This window comes from Methylocystis sp. Sn-Cys, assembly GCF_016745395.1.
GTDB classification, from domain to species: domain Bacteria; phylum Pseudomonadota; class Alphaproteobacteria; order Rhizobiales; family Beijerinckiaceae; genus Methylocystis; species Methylocystis iwaonis.
Genome location: NZ_JAERVJ010000002.1, coordinates 57,628 through 72,341 on the forward strand (window position 1 = coordinate 57,628; position 14,714 = coordinate 72,341).

Genomic DNA, 14,714 nt, shown 5'->3' on the forward strand with positions numbered 1-14,714 from the left:
CAAAACGGCGGTGGTCCGCAAATGATGATCCTTCGTTATTCCCCCGCCTCGCCCTATGCGCGCAAAATCCGCATTGTCGCCGATCTGGTTGGACTTACCGCGCAGGTCGACGTCGTGCCTGCCAGCACGACCGATCCGGACGACACATTGCGCAGCCAAAATCCACTGGGCAAAATTCCGACGCTTATTCTGGCCGATGGAACGGCGCTCTACGACAGCCGCGTGATCGCGGAGTATCTCGACCATCTCAGCGGCGGAAAGCTTTTCCCTAGCGATCCCGCGCGGCGCTTCGAGGCGCTGCGCCTGCAGGCGCTCGGAGACGGGATCAACGACGCGGCGCTGCTGATGCGCTACGAGACCGCCATGCGCCGCCCCGAGCTGCGCGATCAGGAGGCGATCGACCTGCAGCAGGGCAAGATCGACCGCGCGCTTGCCGTGCTTGAAGCCGCGCCGCCGGTCGGCGACATCACGATCGGCCAGATCGCGGTCGCCTGCGCGCTCGGTTATCTCGATCTGCGCTTCGAAGGCGCATGGCGGGCGAAATATCCCAAGCTCGTCGCCTGGCTCGGCGACTTTTCGGCGCGCGCGCCGGCTTTCGAGGCGACGAAGGCGTGATTTGGAGCTGAATTATCGGGTGTTGGCGGCATTTCTAAAAATGGGATTCAAAGATGTGTTCAAACGATCGCGAGACACCGGCAAAGTTGCCGTCTTTTCGTAACTTGCTAATAAAATTGAATAGCGACCTGTTTGAGATCTCGTACAAAAAGCCTTTTGCTTACTGGGATTCTCCGGCGTTAACTGAGCTGGAAATATTGATCTTAATATTGGAGGATCGGCGTTTTTTTAGCCACCACGGGGTTGATTTAAAGTCGATCGCGAGAGAAGCGTGGCGTATTTTAAGCAGACAAAAACACGGAGGCGCTAGCACTATCGACATGCAGCTTGTGAGGACTCTTACCGGTTATAAGTCTCCTACCATCCGCCGGAAGGTTTACGAGATGATATTGTCTGTTGTTATTCAATTCCATTATTCAAAGATTGAGATATTGCGCTCCTATTTACATTGTGCCTACCTGGGGCATGGTTTGCGCGGGCTCGATGAAGCCGCTGATCACTGCTACCAGGCGAGACTCGACCAATTAACTTTTCCACAAGCAGCCGAGCTTGCGGCTATGCTTGTATACCCTTGCCCTCGAAGTCAGACACCTGAATGGTTCTCCAAGGTTCACCGACGTGCCCTCTATGCAGCCAAGTTATACCCCGTCCTTAAAAGAAGAATTGCTTAGTCAGAAGTATTTCTGGCGCTCCCGGAATAGGGATTTTAATAGAAATAGAGTAGTAAAGTAGTGTAGATTTTCAAATTTAAAATCTCTGCTATCTGGATCTATTACAATCACTGAATTACGGCTAATCTCCGTGAGGTAATCTCTGGAGAAATCAATAATCTCCCCGTTAATCGTATTCAGTCGGGCGTGAATTTTTAGTTTTCGTATTTTTTCAAAACGAGTTGCCTTGTCTTTCTTGTGTAATGCCGCTAGATCAGAGGTGCACAAAGACAAAGGGGTATGAATTCTCGTTTCGAGACGGATAGCGTCGTCGAAAGTTCTGTAAATACGAAGTTTCGCCAAAAAAGCTGAGTATCTCTCGTTCCATTGTACTAGCGTTTTGTCGAATTCGGTGAATCTCGACTTAATCAGTTCATCGTCGTCTGTCTCTAGCGAATAAGCAAATCGGGCCATATGAAATCGGCGTGAGGACGCTAGGCGTTCGATTTCATCTAGCAGCGCCATTTGCTCTTCATTCTTTTTCTGAGACACAGATACTTTTTGTTGGGCAATCCAATTTCGATATTGCCAACCTGCGGCAAGAAAGTTCCCGATGACCGCAGTGAGAACGAAGCTAAAGAATATCGTGAAAAGATTCCACATGACTTGGTTCCTGCACGACAAAGTGCTGCCCATCCTAAACTACGGGCTGCTTTTGGTCGAGGCGGTCCCGCCATCTGACCAAGCCTCCGATCCAGGTTAACAAACTTTACGCAACCGCGTCATGCCCGCGCTTGTCGCGGGCATCCACGCCGGGACATTACGACACGCGGGGAGAAGACGCGGCATTATTCCGGCTCATGCTCTCAGCTTTCCGCGTCAGCGCGGCGTGGATGGCCGCGACAAGCGCGGCCATGACGGCGGAACTCGTCTGCGCGTTAAACCGAATTCGGAACCGTGGCGCTGGTGCCAAAGAGCGATAGGTTGGCTGTCGCCCTCGTCCTAAATGGGAGAGGGCCGATCGTGATTAGATGTAGTGGGTGCACATTTACGCTTCTCCCGTCGCGGAGCTTCGGCCGCGCCCGGCCGCCTTTTTCTCCGCCCGAGCTTTATCCTTGGCAATCGCCTTAGCCCGATTCTCCGCAACGCGGGCCGCAAAGCTCGGATTGGCGGCAATGGCCTCGGCAATCAGCCCGTCCGAGGCGGTTTCGATGTCGTTTTGCAGCTTCTCGAAGAATTCGCGCGTCGGCAGACCCGGCGGGATGGGCGGCAGGAATTCGATCACCACCGTGCCCGGATAGATCAGGAATGAGCGCCGGGGCCAGAACAGGCCGGCGTTGAGCGCCACGGGCAGCACCGGCACTTTCGCGGCGGCGTAGAGATGGGCGACGCCGATCTTATAGGCCGGCGGCGCGCCAGCCGGGCGGCGCGTGCCTTCCGGAAAGATGAAGAGCTGGCGTCCCTGTGCAAAGAGCGTCTTCGACTTCTCGATGAGCTGCGGCAGCAGCTTGCCGCCCTTGGCGCGGTCGATGGCGATCTGCTCCGCGGCGAGCAGATACCAGCCGAAGAAGGGCAGCCAGACCAGCTCATGCTTGAGGATGTAGCTGAAGTCCGGGAATTGGGTCGGCAGGACGAAAGTGTCCCAGATCGACTGATGCTTCGAGGCGACGATCACCGCGCCTTTGGGTTTGTTTTCGAGCCCGCGGAACTCGACCTTCGTGCCGCAAATCTTGTCGAGCAGCCACAAAGACACGCGGCCCCAAGTGCGTCCGAGCTCCTGCGAGACCTGCCGGCCCATGAAGAGGCCCGGCAGCCAGATCAGCATCAGCGCGACCATGGCCAGGAAGAAGAGAATCTGGAAGACCAGCGAACGCAGATAGATCATGGGGCGGCGCTTCCTTGCGGCAGACCCGCGCCTTTTACGCCAGCGGCGCCCGGCTTAACAAGCCGCCGGAAAATGGACCGCGCGCCTTCAGGCGCGCATTTTTCTTGCGAGCCTGAAGGCGCGCGCCGTTTGTTGGCAAACCTCCGAGGCGGCCTCGTCCTTCGAGACGCGAGCTTCGCTCGCTCCTCAGGATGAGGCCTAAGTGTTTGGCCTAGAAGCAGAAGTCCCTCATGCTGAGGAGGCTGCGCAGCAGCCGTCTCGAAGCGCGAGGGGCGTCATCGCCACGTTGTCATCAGTCTGAGCGAGCCTGAAGGCTCGCGGTCCTACGGCGACGCCGGCTCCCCTCGTAGCGCGGTCATATCGGGGCCGGTCTCGTTCTGGCGCAGGGTGATGCGCGCGAGGGCGCCGAGATATTTGAGATATTCTCCGCCCACGAGCCTGATAACGCCAACGTCGCTCGCCCAGCCGGCGACGTTTACATGATCGCTCACAACCGGGAAGGGATGCAGCGTCACATCGGGCAGCTCGGCGGAGAGCTCGGCGAGCGCGCGCGGCATATGGTAATTCGAGGTCACGACGATGAGCGAATGGGAGATATTGCGCGTCTGCGCCCACTCGCGCGTTTCCCGAGCGTTGCCGATCGTGTCTTGCGCCTGATAGCCAAGATCGACGCAGCAATCGAACAGCCTGTGTGAGACGGGCAGCAATCTCGCCAGAACCGAGCTGCGGGTCGCCCGATTGACGCCGGTGATGAGCATGCGGTTCGCCTGGCCGCGCGCCAGAAGCTCGGCCGCCTCCTGCACGCGGTCGGACCCTCCGGTGAAGACGACGATCCCCTCCGCCCTGACCGTCAGGCGCGGCTCGTTGCGCGCCAGCGAGAGCGCGAACCAGACATATCCCGCGACAAAAAGCAGAATTCCGAACGCGAGGCCGCCGAGTGCGACGAGGCCGACGGCGCGCCCGATATTGGCCTGTCCCGTGCCTGCCTGACGCGCTGGCCCCGCCACTCTGCCTCCCTCCCGCCGGTTTCGTCGACCGCGCATCGAGGCGCGGTTTCTGGACAGATATATGGTCATAAGGCGGCGTTCCGGATGATCGCCGTCATCCCAGCCGCCTCAGGTAACGGAACACGATCGCCTGGGACAGAAAGCCGGTGAGAAGCGCAATGCCGCCGGCGAGCAAAAGGATCGTGACAACGCCGTCGACGCCAATGGAGAAGTCCCCGAACATCGCCTCCATTTGTTCCCCGCCCGCCGTCGCGCGCCAATGATGCGTCAAGGCGCGCGCCAGAAAGAGAAAGCCGATCGCTGCGCCGCCGCCGATCAGCGCGCCGCGGAACCCCAAGGCGAGAAAGCGGCGCTGGAACTCGCGCGCGATAAAAGTGTCGGCCGCGCCGACGATATGCAGCACTTCGACGATCTCGCGGTTGGTGGCGACGGCTGCGCGCGTCGCTGATGCAACAGCGATGCCCATGGCGCCGAGGATGAGGACGAAAATCATCGTCGAGACGGCGACGGCCGCGCGCGCCATATCTCCGAGCCGTTCGAGAAACAGGCGGTGGTCATCGAGCACGGCGTTGGGGACAGCCTCGGTCAGCTCCGCGCGTAGAACCAAGAGATCGGGCCGCTCCTTGGGATCGAGCTTCACCACGATCATGCGCGGCGTGGGAAGCTCGGAAAGGTCGAGGCCCTCGCCGAGCCAGGGCGACAGCAGCGATTCCGACTCGGCCTTCGTATAGACCTGCGCCTCGCGCACGCCGGGGGTTTTTCGCAAAAGTTCGGCCGCCGTCGCGAGATCGGCGTCGATGTCGCGACCCGGCGTGGGCCGTACCTGGACGCTGGCTTCGCTCGACGCCTCGGCGCGCCATTCGACGCTCGCCTGTGAGACGAGCAGCGCGGCGCCGGCGGCGAGGGCCGCGAGGAAGGTCATGATCGCAATGACGATGACGAGCGAGCGGCCGGCGACAGAATCGGTCGGCACGAGCGGCGAGCGGAAGGCGGCGGCGTCCTCCTCGGCGGCGGGCGCCGGCTGGCGCAGGACGCCGGCGCGCGCGAGGAGATCGGCGACGAAAGGCGGCAGCTCCATTCGCCTCACTCGAAAATATGCAGACGGCCGTCCGCGAGCACGAGGCGCCGCGCGGCTTCATATTGGTCCATCAGGCTCAGATCATGCGTCGCGATCACGACCGCCGTCCCGGATTTGTGCAGCTCCACAAAGAGCCGCAAAATGCGGCGGGCGAGAGTCGGATCGACATTTCCGGTCGGCTCGTCGGCGAGCAGGAGCTTTGGCTGCGAGATCAGCGCCCGCGCGATGGAGGCGCGCTGCTTCTCGCCGCCCGAGAGCACGGTGGGCAGGCTATGCTTTCGCTCGCCGAGGCCGACCCATTTCAGGAGCTCGATGACCTCCGAGCGATAGCTTGCCTCCTCGCGCCCCAGAACGCGTAGCGGCAGCGCCACATTCTCATAGACGGTCAAATGGTCGAGAAGGCGGAAGTCCTGGAAGACGACGCCGATCCGCCGGCGGGCGTCGGCGATCTCATCCGTCTCGAGCGTCGCCGCGTCCCGGCCGAAAATATTGATAAGACCGCGCGTCGGCTTCAGCGCCATGATGATGAGCCGCATCAGCGTCGTCTTGCCAGCGCCCGACGGGCCGGTAAGGAACTGGAAGGACCGCGGCGCGATCTGGAAGGTGAGGTCGCGTAGGGTTTCCGGGCCGACGCCATAGCGCAAGCCGACATTCTCGAAGCTCAGCACCGGTTTGCCGCTCCAGGCGATCGAGCCGCGTCAAAAGCGGCGGTTGGGTTGCTGGGAATCAGCGTCGAAGGATAGCAGTTCACGCGCTCTTAACCATAACAGCGCCTAATGGACGCAGGGCCATCGGGTGAATGGCGCGCCGGTATCGTTAGCCCAGATACCTCCCCTTTACGGGGAGGCGCCGGGTGGGGCTCGCGCCGCAACGGTAGCGGTGGGGCTTTGCCCCATCCGACCCCGCTTACGCGGGGCCACCCTCCCCGTAAAGGGGAGGGATCGGCTGACGTCCGGCATTCATCCGGTTGCCCTGCCGGTGGCGACGGCTCGCCGATCAGCGTTGCGACAGCGGGAACCTGAAATGAGCTTTACTCGAGAGGACATCCACCGGAGCAGCGCGCAGCGGGAAATCGCGGCCGAAGCCTCGAGCGAGTTCCCGCACGCTCCAAGCTATGAGGAGATGTGGGGCAGGCCCCCGCGTCCCGTCGCGCATCAGGCGCGGCAGGTCAAGCGGGACCGTGCGCCAATCGTGGCCGCCATCATCGCGATCATCATGGGCGCCACGGCGATGATCGCCATGCGGGAGCGGATCGTCCGCATCGCCCCGCCACTCGCGTCGAGCTATCGCGCGCTCGGCATGCCGGTCAATCTCGCGGGGCTGGAGCTGCGCGAGGTGCGCTCGCGCATCGTGATGGACGGCGCGCGCCGGGTGCTCGTCACCGAGGGCGAGATCGTCAATATCCGCCGCGAGCGCAACGCCGTCCCCGCCATCTCGCTTGCCGTGCGGGGGGCGAATGGCCTCGATCGCTACCGCTGGACGACTTCGGCGCCGAAGTCGCGGTTGGACGCCGGCGAGAAGATCGCGTTCCGCGCCCGCCTTGCGTCGCCGCCGGAAGACGGCGCCGAGGTGCTGGTCCGCTTCGCCAAGCTGGAGGCGCAGAAGGGTCGAGCGTCAGACTAAAGCCGGCGATCGCTTCACGCGCGCACGCAGAGCGCCGATTTTGATTCCCATAAGGTGCAGCGCGCCAGCAAGGGCCGCGCCATAGACGACCGCGCCCGCCGCGCCCAAAAGAATGAGCGCCGCCAGATTGGCCTGAGAGCCGAAATGCGCCCCGAAGGCCAGCGCGGGCGCCCGGCCGAAAGCCGCGACCATCGCCAGCAGCGCGCAGCCGACGACGGTCGCCCCCAGCGTCTTGGCGAAAGCGCGGTCGAAGTCGACAAATCCTCGCTCGATGGCGATCGCCAGGAGCGCGCCGAGATTGACCCAGACCTGGACCGAGGTCCCCGTCGCGAGCCCGACCGCGCCGAGCGGCTGGAAAAGCACAATTTTGAGCGCGACATTCACGGCGAGCGCCGCAAGCGCGATCTTCATCGGCGTCGCCGTGTCGCCGCGCGACTGAAAGCTCGCCTTTGCAGACGCGATCAGCACCAGCGCCATCAGCCCGCCGCCGTAAGCGGCGAGCACGTCGCCGGCGGCAATGGCGTCGGCGGCGGTAAATCTGCCGCGCATAAAAAGCCCGGCGACGATGAGCTCCGGGATTGTCACGAAGGCGATGAAGAAGGGCGCGGCGAGCGCGATGGTCAGCGCCATTGTGCGGCTCTGCGCTTGATGCGCGCCGTCGACGTCGCCGGCGGCGATGCGGCGGCTCATCTCGGGGAGCAGCACGGTGCCTGCCGCAATCCCGATAACGCCGATGGGAAGCTGATACAGCCGCTCGGCATAGGAGATCGCCGATACGCCGCCATCCGCGAGCATGGAGGAAAGAATCGTGTCGGCGAAGACGGCGATCTGCGGGCTGGCCGATCCGATCACGGCCGGGCCAAGATTGATGAAAAACTCGCGCACGCGCGGCCAATGCGGCTTGCGCAGGCCGCGCAACACGCCGATGCGCCGCGCCCCCCACATGAGGAGGCCCAATTCCAGCGCGCCGGAGATCGTGACGCCCCAGCTCGCCGCATAGCCGGCGTTCGGAAACAGAAAGGCGACGGCGAGCGCCGCCATCACCGTGAGATTCATGAGGTTGGGCGCAAAGGCCGGCAGCGCGAAACGGCCATGGGCGTTGAGCGTGCCCATGTGCAGCGCGAAGAGCGTCATGAAGAGGAGGTAGGGAAAGGTGATGCGCGTCAGGCTCACGGCCAGCGCGAATTTCTCCGGCCGATCGCCGAGCCCCGGCGCCAGCAGCCCGACGAATTGCGGCGCGAAGAGCCAGACGAGGGCAAGCAGCACGATCTGCGAGACGAGGAGCAGCGTATAGACCTCGCCGGCGAATTCCTCCGCCGGCTCGGCGCCGTCCTGTTCCAGCGCCTTGGCGTAGCAGGGGATATAAGCGGCGTTGAAAGCGCCCTCGCCGAAAATGCTGCGGAAACTGTTGGGCAGGCGCTGTGCAATGAAGAAAGCGTCGGAAACGACGCCCGCGCCCATGATCGCCGATTGCATCGCGAGCGACAGAAAGCCCGTGAGCCGCGAGAGCAGGGTGAAACCGCCGACCGAGAGAAGATTGCGAATCATTGCCTGCCTTTTAACAGGATCATTCTCGAAATCAGCGTCTCTTCCGCTGCCGGTGGCGCGCCGCGTCGAGAATCTCTAATTTCCGGATCGGGCGTTTCTCTGGCGCGGTTCTTAAGCGCGCCGCGTCGACTGGGCCAGTAATACGAGATCCACTTGATCGGTTCGGTGTCATTCCCGACGTTCGCGCAGCGAGCGATCGGGAAACCAGAGCAAAACCAGCGCTTCTGTGGCTCTGGATTCCCGGTCGGGCTTTCAGCCTGCCGGGAATGACAAGCCCCAATGCAAGCTGCTCAAATGGGAATAAGTATCACATGAGATTAAACCTGCTCCTTGCCATCCCTTTGCTTGCGGCGAGTGTTGTCCCCGCCGCGGCGCTACGCTGCGGCTCGGAGCTTGTCGTTGAGGGGCAGTCCAAGTTCGAGGTGCTGCAGCGCTGCGGCGCGCCAGCCTATACGGATGAACATACAGAATATCGGGCCGGCGGGACGAACCCGACCATACCGAGGCCGCTCGACTCGCTCGAGCAAACCTATCCGCTTCCCGTGGCGCGCGAAGTGCGGATCGAGCAATGGGTCTATAATTTCGGCCCGACCCGGCTCATGCCGACGCTCACCTTCGAAAATGGCCGCCTCATCAAGATCGAGACGCTCGGCTACGGGAGATAGCCGCGCGCCGCCTCAGACGTGGCTGGGGGTGACGCGGTTGCGGCCCGAGGATTTCGACGCATAGAGGCAGGAGTCGGCGCGTTTGATGAGTTCGTCGGGCGTATCATTGGCGCGCGATTGGGCGACGCCGAACGACGCCGTTATTTTCTGGGTCTGTGGCTTGCCGGCGATCTTCCAATTATTGCCATAGAGCCATCGCCGCATTTTCTCGGCGACCGCGACGGCGGCCTCGATGTTGGCGTGGGGAAGGATGACCGCGAATTCCTCGCCGCCGAAACGGGCGACGGTGTCCTCCGCCCGCACATGCTTCTGCATCTGATCGGCGAACATCTTCAGCACCTCGTCGCCCGCAAGATGCCCATGCTCGTCATTTATGCTCTTGAAGTGGTCGAGATCGGCCAGGATCAAGCTGATCGATGTTGCGCGCCGGTTGGCGTCCGCCAGGACATTGGCGAGCTTGGCGTCGAAATATCGCCGGTTAAAGGCCGACGTCAGAGTGTCCTTCTGAGTCTCGGCCTGCTTTTCCGCCAGCTCGAAGCGAAGCTTGCTGATCTGATCGCGCGAGTTGCGCAGGCTTGCCTGATAGGCCTCGGTCTCCTTCAACATCTTCTGGTTTTCGGAGATCAGGAATTCGATGGCGGATCTCAGGCGTTCCGGGCTGCTCGCTTTCGCGAGCTCGGCGCTGCCTCTGAGCACGGAATCCGCGAATTTCTGATTGCGTTCCGCATAGCCCTGGAGGAGATCGATGATGGCGCCGATCCCCTCGTCGAGCTGGCCCCGCATGATCGCGAGCTTGGCCGGCGTGATTTTCGAGGCGCTCGATTTTTCCGTCACCAGTATCGTCCCGCCGATCATCGTCAGCGCGATCAGGGCGAGATTCCGGGTCAAGGCGAAAGGCTCGTGAACGACCTTGATGATCCTGCCGTCGGCTGTGGTTTCGGTCGTCCAGGACTGGACCGCCCACGACCAAAGGCTCGAAATGTCCGACGCGCCTTGCGCTTGCGCCTTCACCGTCATTCCAGCGAAGAACGCCGCGCAGAAAATGAGCGCGAAAATCGAAAGTAAGGGGGCGATGGACCGTAGGGATCTCACGGGGCTTCCAATTCGCTCGACAACCAAAAGAAAGAAGAAGGCCGACGCATGGGGATCCGACCCGACACGCCGGCGTCCGCTTCCCGACTGCAGGAAGGAATCGGGAAGCATCGGCGAGGATGGATCGGTAGCCTTGCTGGAAGCTGACGCTCCATTTCAAGGCCATCCCCAAAACGGGGATTTATCGCGCTCTTGTTAAGCAAGCGCTAATGAGTTGGGCAATGCTGATAATAGCCGCCCGTGAGCTTGGTCACGCGCCCGGCGGCGTCGGCGCTCCACCGCAGGTTTCCACTGCGTCGGCATTTGTCGTTCAACCCCGCGCCGCGATCGTAAGTCGCGACGCGCTCCGGCGCGGCGGCGCGGGTGAAGCCCTGCGCGGCCAGCGCATCCAGAAGGTCCGATTCGGCGAAGCCCGCGGGAAAGGCGCGATCGAGGCGGGCGAGGAAGATTTCTTGATCCGCTTCGGTTTTCGAATCCGGCAGATTTTCGAGAAGCGGGGGCAAGGGCGCTTCTGCCCCGAACCAGACGAGGCGTAGCCCGAAGGCGAACGCCAGGAAAAGCAGGGCCGAGAAACCGAGAATAATTCCCAGCCGAGAGCCGGCGGGGCGCGCTGCGATCGTCATGATCGGATCAAAATATCACCCTTCTATCCGGAGAGCGACTGTCCTTCCGGCCAACCGACCGAGCGCCGCTCCGGGGTAAGGAAGGGGAAACCAAACCGGCAAACATGTGAAATCCAATCGGTTTATCCGCGCGAAACACAATACGGGCGCGTTTTCGCAATAGTCTTGGACCGCTGATCAGGCATTATGGCCAAGCTTACGTCGGCTCGAGGCACAATCAGGCCGGGGCGCGGCGGTGGGTCGGCGCGAGAGCAGGAGGAGCCACGCAAATCCCAGGGCGGATGCCCGGTCTGGGAAAATTACGGATCAGACAGATGCGTTGTTCGACGTCTCGTAGTTTCCATTTCAGATATGTCGCCAGGAGCTGAAATATGTCCGACGTTAGCCTCGAGCCGCAATTTCAGGAAGACTCTGTAATCTATATCAGCGACATGAGCGCCGAGCTCGCCGACATGGCGATACGGTCCCAGTTGCCGACGGTCGCCCATCTTCTTCAACTGGCCAGAATCGAAGCCCTGTCCGTGCTCGACAGAATTCCTGGCCCGAACGGCGCCGATCAATCCAGCGGCGACAAGGCCGCCGCTTGAGCCGCGAGACGCAGTTGCGTGGGTGAAGGCGCGGCGCGCCTTCCTCATTCTTTGGCGCGTCGAGATTGCTTGTTTGCTTCCACCCGCTCCGCCACGAGATAAAGCGGCCGTCCTTTCACCTCGTTGAAGATGCGCGCGACATATTCGCCGAGCACGCCAAGCGAGATGAGCTGGACGCCCGAGAAGAAGGCGATCGAGACGACGAGCGTCGGAAAGCCGGGCGTATCGACGCCGAAAAGCATGGTCCGCACCCAATAATAGCCGGCGAGGCCCAGCGCGAAGATCGAGATCGCGAGCCCTACATAAGTCCAGACTTTGAGCGGGATCGAGGAGAAGGACATGAGCCCGTCCAGAGCGAAGCTGACGAGACGGGTGAAGTTGAATTTCGATACGCCGCTCGCCCGCGCGTCGACCTCGAAAGGCACGCCGATCGATTTGAAGCCGATCCAGGCGTAGAGGCCTTTATTGAAACGGGCGCGTTCGCGCATGGAGAGCAAGGCGTCGACCGCCTGCCGATCGAGCAGACGAAAGTCGCCGGCGCCGGGCGGCAGCGAGACGTCGCCGAATTTTGCCAGCAGCCGGTAGAAAACCTCCGTGAAGATGGTGCGCATCTTCGGGTCGCTCGCCCGGTCCGTGCGTTGGCCATAGACGTTTTTATAGCCCTCGCGCCATTTCTCGACGAATTGGATGATGACCTCGGGCGGATGCTGCAGGTCGGAATCCATGATGACGGCGGCGCGGCCGCGCGCATCGTCGAGACCCGCCGCAATCGCGACTTCCTTGCCGAAATTGCGCGAGAAGGAGAGGGCGCGAAAACGCGGCTCCTGTGCGCACAGGGCGCGCAATTCGTCCATGCTGGCGTCATGCGAGCCGTCGTCGACGAAGATCGCTTCGAAGCTCACGCCCGCCTGCGCCAATGCGTGCGTGAGCCGCGCCGCAAGCGGGCGCAAATTGGCGCGCTCGTTGAAGACAGGGATGACGACCGATATATCGGGGGTCTCGATGGTGTCGCTCATGACGCAGGCTTCAAGCAGAAATTCGTCGCGCGGCATAGATGGGAGGCGGGATGGCCAAGGCAAATGAGCGGATCGTCGCCCTCTGCGCGGATGATTATGGCCTCTCCCAAGGGGTTTCGGTCGGCATTTTGAAAGCGCTCGACGCCGGGAGGTTGACGGCCGTCTCGGCGCTGGTGAACGGATCGCATTGGCCGGCGATGGGCCGTGACCTCCTGCGCCATTGCGAAAACGCCGACGTCGGCCTGCATTTCAACCTCACGCTCGGCCGCCCGCTCTCGCCCATGCCGAAGCTTGCGCCGACCGGGGCGTTTCCCGCAGTCCGGCAGGTCATTGGCCTCGCTATGAGCGGCAAGCTCCCCATGGAGGAGATTCGCGCCGAAATAGAGCGTCAGCTCGACCGTTTTGAGGCGGTGATGGAGCGCCGGCCCGATTTCGTCGACGGGCATCAACATATCCATGGGCTGCCGGGGATTCGCGAAGCGCTGCTCGACGCCATGGCGGCGCGTAAGCTCGCCGGCCGCGCCTGGGTGCGCGACGCCGCCGATGGGCCGCACCGCATCGCGTTGCGCCGCGCCCATATCGGCAAGGCGCTCGCGGTGCGCGCCCTGACCTCGGGCCTGCGCCGCGCCGCCAAATGGCGCGGCTTTGCGGTGAACGACGGTTTTTCCGGCTTTTCCGATTTCGATCCGGGGAAGGATTACGCCAAGGCCTTCGAGACCTTTCTGCGCGCGCCAGGGCGGCGTCACCTCATCATGTGCCACCCGGGCCATGTGGACGACGAGCTGAAGGCGCTCGACCCGGTGACGATCACGCGGGAGCAGGAGCTGGCGTTTCTGTTGTCGCCGCGCATGCCGGAGATGCTGGAGAGGCGGGGGCTGAAACTCGGGCGGCTGAGCGCGGCGTTGAGGTGATCGAACGGACCGCGCGCCTTCAGGCGCGCATTTTTTTGAGCGCGCCTGAAGGCGCGCGGTCCAGCGCTCAAGCGATTTCTATATCGAGCCCGAGGTCCAGAACCTTCGCCGAATGCGTCAGCGCGCCGACCGAGATGAGATCGACGCCGGTCTCGGCAATCTCGGCGACGGTGTCGAGCGTGACGCCGCCCGAGGCTTCGCAGATCATTCGGCCGCCGACCATCTCGACGGCGCGCCGCAGATCGTCGGGCGTCATATTGTCGAGCAGCACGGCGTCGGCGCCCTCAGTGAGGACGTCTTTTAGCTGAGCGAGCGTGTCCACCTCGATCTCGATCTTGACGAGATGGCCGACGAAGCGCTTCGCCGCGCGCAGGGCGGGGACCACGCCGCCGGCGACTGCGATGTGATTGTCCTTGATCAGCACGGCGTCGTCGAGGCCAAAGCGGTGATTAGCGCCGCCGCCGCAGCGCACGGCGTATTTCTCGAAGGCGCGCAGCAGCGGCGTCGTTTTGCGCGTGTCGCAGACCTTGGCTTTCGTATGGGCGATGCGGGCGGCATATTGGGCCGTGAGCGAGGCGACGCCGGAGAGCCGGCCCAGGTAATTCAGCGCGACGCGTTCGGCGGAGAGAATGGCGCGCGCCGGCCCGTCGATGCGTGCGACGATGGCGCGGGGGACCACATTGGCGCCGTCCTCGAGCCACGCTTCAAAGCCGATATTTTGATCCATCCGCCGGAAGGCCGCGCGCGCCAAGGGCAGGCCGGCGACGACGCCCGTCTCCCGCGCGGCGATGACGGCGCGGGCGGTGGCGCGCGCGGGGATCGTGGCCTGCGTCGTTATATCGCCGGCGCGGCCGAGATCTTCCGCCAAAGCGGCGCGGATGGCGTCGTCGACGAGAAGAGGAGAGAGGTCGAAGCTCATACGCCGTCTCCCGTGAGCCACTCTGCTTGCCACATCCCTCCCTCCCCCTTGCGGGGAGGGGCAGGGGTGGGGGTCGACAATCTCGGGCGTGAATGCGGCCGGGCCCCACCCGACCCGGCTTCGCCGGGCCACCCTCCCCGCGAGGGGGAGGGATGGGGATCGCGGGCGAGATTGTCCTCGGCGCGGTTGCGAAGGGCGTCTCTCGCTCGCGCGTCCAAGTTATGCATCGCCGGCGCCCGCAGCATCCCTCCCTCCCCCTTGCGGGGAGGGGCAGGGGTGGGGGGCGACAATCTCGGGCGTGATCGGGCTCGGGCCCCACCCGGCCCCGCTGCGCGAGGCCACCCTCCCCGCAAGGGGGAGGGATGGGGATCACGGGCGAGAGTGTCGTCGGCGCGTTTGCGAAGAGCGTCTCTCGCTCGCGCGTCCAAGTTATGCATCGCCGGCGCCCGCAGCATCCCTCCCTCCCCCTTGCGGGGAGGGGCAGGGGTGGGGGTC

At 63.0% G+C, this 14,714-nt stretch carries 16 protein-coding genes; 6 read left to right on the forward strand and 10 right to left on the reverse strand.

The features are described from left to right. The first annotated feature begins 21 nt into the window (after window positions 1–21). Together JJT62_RS04960 and JJT62_RS04965 are read left to right on the forward strand one after the other, a co-directional pair. Entirely contained in the window at window positions 22–615 is a 594-nt protein-coding gene (locus JJT62_RS04960) for a glutathione S-transferase (RefSeq protein WP_202071601.1), read from the forward strand. Window positions 616–668: 53 nt separating this feature from the next. Continuing rightward, window positions 669–1,286 carry a biosynthetic peptidoglycan transglycosylase gene (locus JJT62_RS04965; protein ID WP_202071602.1) on the forward strand — a complete coding sequence of 206 codons (618 nt, stop codon included), beginning with the start codon at window positions 669–671 and terminating at the stop codon, window positions 1,284–1,286. Here JJT62_RS04965 and JJT62_RS04970 read toward each other — a convergent pair whose 3' ends face one another. The 5 genes from JJT62_RS04970 to ftsE form a co-directional block, all read right to left on the reverse strand. After that, the gene (locus JJT62_RS04970) at window positions 1,287–1,928 is read right to left on the reverse strand and encodes a hypothetical protein (RefSeq protein WP_202071603.1); all 642 of its coding nucleotides are present in this window, start codon (window positions 1,926–1,928) and stop codon (window positions 1,287–1,289) included. A gap of 385 nt (window positions 1,929–2,313) precedes the next feature. After that, window positions 2,314–3,150 carry a 1-acyl-sn-glycerol-3-phosphate acyltransferase gene (locus tag JJT62_RS04975; RefSeq protein ID WP_202071604.1) on the reverse strand — a complete coding sequence of 279 codons (837 nt, stop codon included), beginning with the start codon at window positions 3,148–3,150 and terminating at the stop codon, window positions 2,314–2,316. A 323-nt stretch (window positions 3,151–3,473) separates the two neighbouring features. Further along, entirely contained in the window at window positions 3,474–4,157 is a 684-nt protein-coding gene (locus JJT62_RS04980) for a YdcF family protein (RefSeq protein ID WP_370568482.1), read from the reverse strand. Window positions 4,158–4,251: 94 nt separating this feature from the next. After that, complete coding sequence (locus JJT62_RS04985) at window positions 4,252–5,235, reverse strand: ABC transporter permease (RefSeq protein ID WP_202071606.1); 984 nt, start codon at window positions 5,233–5,235, stop codon at window positions 4,252–4,254. A 5-nt stretch (window positions 5,236–5,240) separates the two neighbouring features. Further along, on the reverse strand, window positions 5,241–5,903 hold the full coding sequence (gene ftsE / locus JJT62_RS04990) for a cell division ATP-binding protein FtsE (protein ID WP_202071607.1): 663 nt from the start codon (window positions 5,901–5,903) through the stop codon (window positions 5,241–5,243). Window positions 5,904–6,258: 355 nt separating this feature from the next. On the opposite strand from ftsE, the gene JJT62_RS04995 reads away from it, so the two are divergent. Next, window positions 6,259–6,858 (forward strand): hypothetical protein, encoded by a 600-nt coding sequence (locus tag JJT62_RS04995; protein WP_202071608.1) that lies wholly within the window; start codon window positions 6,259–6,261, stop codon window positions 6,856–6,858. Here JJT62_RS04995 and murJ read toward each other — a convergent pair. After that, complete coding sequence (murJ, locus tag JJT62_RS05000; RefSeq protein ID WP_202071609.1) at window positions 6,850–8,406, reverse strand: murein biosynthesis integral membrane protein MurJ; 1,557 nt, start codon at window positions 8,404–8,406, stop codon at window positions 6,850–6,852. The genes JJT62_RS04995 and murJ overlap by 9 nt on opposite strands. Before the next feature lie 311 nt (window positions 8,407–8,717). Here murJ and JJT62_RS05005 point away from each other — a divergent pair, with 311 nt between their 5' ends. After that, window positions 8,718–9,071 (forward strand): DUF2845 domain-containing protein, encoded by a 354-nt coding sequence (locus tag JJT62_RS05005; RefSeq protein ID WP_202071610.1) that lies wholly within the window; start codon window positions 8,718–8,720, stop codon window positions 9,069–9,071. A gap of 12 nt (window positions 9,072–9,083) precedes the next feature. On the opposite strand, the gene JJT62_RS19500 is transcribed toward JJT62_RS05005, so the two are convergent. Further along, window positions 9,084–10,163 carry a GGDEF domain-containing protein gene (locus JJT62_RS19500; RefSeq protein WP_202071611.1) on the reverse strand — a complete coding sequence of 360 codons (1,080 nt, stop codon included), beginning with the start codon at window positions 10,161–10,163 and terminating at the stop codon, window positions 9,084–9,086. A gap of 206 nt (window positions 10,164–10,369) precedes the next feature. After that, the gene (locus JJT62_RS05015; RefSeq protein WP_202071612.1) at window positions 10,370–10,786 is read right to left on the reverse strand and encodes a hypothetical protein; all 417 of its coding nucleotides are present in this window, start codon (window positions 10,784–10,786) and stop codon (window positions 10,370–10,372) included. A 371-nt stretch (window positions 10,787–11,157) separates the two neighbouring features. Here JJT62_RS05015 and JJT62_RS05020 point away from each other — a divergent pair, with 371 nt between their 5' ends. Beyond that, a complete protein-coding gene (locus JJT62_RS05020) occupies window positions 11,158–11,373 on the forward strand; it encodes a hypothetical protein (protein WP_202071613.1) in 216 nt (71 codons plus the stop codon). 44 nt (window positions 11,374–11,417) lie between these two features. On the opposite strand, the gene JJT62_RS05025 is transcribed toward JJT62_RS05020, so the two are convergent. Further along, on the reverse strand, window positions 11,418–12,389 hold the full coding sequence (locus JJT62_RS05025) for a glycosyltransferase family 2 protein (protein WP_202071614.1): 972 nt from the start codon (window positions 12,387–12,389) through the stop codon (window positions 11,418–11,420). A gap of 50 nt (window positions 12,390–12,439) precedes the next feature. Between JJT62_RS05025 and JJT62_RS05030 the strand changes: the two genes are divergently transcribed. Continuing rightward, a complete protein-coding gene (locus JJT62_RS05030) occupies window positions 12,440–13,300 on the forward strand; it encodes a ChbG/HpnK family deacetylase (protein ID WP_202071615.1) in 861 nt (286 codons plus the stop codon). A 67-nt stretch (window positions 13,301–13,367) separates the two neighbouring features. Here the strand turns inward: JJT62_RS05030 and nadC are convergent, their stop codons facing one another. Next, window positions 13,368–14,219 carry a carboxylating nicotinate-nucleotide diphosphorylase gene (nadC, locus tag JJT62_RS05035; RefSeq protein ID WP_202071616.1) on the reverse strand — a complete coding sequence of 284 codons (852 nt, stop codon included), beginning with the start codon at window positions 14,217–14,219 and terminating at the stop codon, window positions 13,368–13,370. Window positions 14,220–14,714 lie beyond the last annotated feature (495 nt).

Coding starts and splice junctions, on each gene's coding strand:
- JJT62_RS05025 (WP_202071614.1), bottom strand. CDS start 12,389: ATGAGCGACACCATCGAGACCCCCGATATATCGGTCGTCATCCCTGTC.
- JJT62_RS04995 (WP_202071608.1), top strand. CDS start 6,259: ATGAGCTTTACTCGAGAGGACATCCACCGGAGCAGCGCGCAGCGGGAA.
- JJT62_RS05005 (WP_202071610.1), top strand. CDS start 8,718: ATGAGATTAAACCTGCTCCTTGCCATCCCTTTGCTTGCGGCGAGTGTT.
- JJT62_RS05015 (WP_202071612.1), bottom strand. CDS start 10,786: ATGACGATCGCAGCGCGCCCCGCCGGCTCTCGGCTGGGAATTATTCTC.
- JJT62_RS04960 (WP_202071601.1), top strand. CDS start 22: ATGATGATCCTTCGTTATTCCCCCGCCTCGCCCTATGCGCGCAAAATC.
- JJT62_RS04965 (WP_202071602.1), top strand. CDS start 669: ATGTGTTCAAACGATCGCGAGACACCGGCAAAGTTGCCGTCTTTTCGT.
- JJT62_RS04970 (WP_202071603.1), bottom strand. CDS start 1,928: ATGTGGAATCTTTTCACGATATTCTTTAGCTTCGTTCTCACTGCGGTC.
- JJT62_RS05020 (WP_202071613.1), top strand. CDS start 11,158: ATGTCCGACGTTAGCCTCGAGCCGCAATTTCAGGAAGACTCTGTAATC.
- murJ (WP_202071609.1), bottom strand. CDS start 8,406: ATGATTCGCAATCTTCTCTCGGTCGGCGGTTTCACCCTGCTCTCGCGG.
- JJT62_RS04985 (WP_202071606.1), bottom strand. CDS start 5,235: ATGGAGCTGCCGCCTTTCGTCGCCGATCTCCTCGCGCGCGCCGGCGTC.
- nadC (WP_202071616.1), bottom strand. CDS start 14,219: ATGAGCTTCGACCTCTCTCCTCTTCTCGTCGACGACGCCATCCGCGCC.
- JJT62_RS05030 (WP_202071615.1), top strand. CDS start 12,440: ATGGCCAAGGCAAATGAGCGGATCGTCGCCCTCTGCGCGGATGATTAT.
- JJT62_RS04975 (WP_202071604.1), bottom strand. CDS start 3,150: ATGATCTATCTGCGTTCGCTGGTCTTCCAGATTCTCTTCTTCCTGGCC.